The following is a 368-nucleotide window of genomic DNA, read 5'->3' on the forward strand; positions in this document are numbered from 1 at the left end:
TGGTTCCTATTGGAGCAGTGGAAAAAGCAAGGGAAGATCAACGGAAAAGAATTTGTGGGCTCTACCATAGTTTCCACTCCTATGATCCGGGTGGTCACTGAAGCTTATGGAGTAGAATATAAAGAAGGTCTTACCGGTTTCAAATGGATTGCAAAAATGATAAAAGATCACCCGCAACTGGATTTCGTTGGTGGTGGTGAAGAAAGTTTTGGCTTCATGGTAGGAGAGTTTGTGCGGGATAAAGATGCAGTCACCTCTACCCTGCTTGCCTGTGAAATAGCCGCTCAAATGAAGGCTAACGGCTGTTCGGTTTATGAAAAGCTCATTGAACTTTATAGCGAATTTGGATTGTATAGGGAAGAGTTGAT

1 pseudogene is annotated in these 368 nt (G+C 42.9%); it reads left to right on the forward strand.

Features of this window, described 5'->3' with window-relative positions:
- A pseudogene (locus HC176_RS17640) lies at nt 1-368 on the forward strand (phospho-sugar mutase); the annotation flags it as partial.

It is taken from the genome of Tamlana crocina, assembly GCF_012037625.1.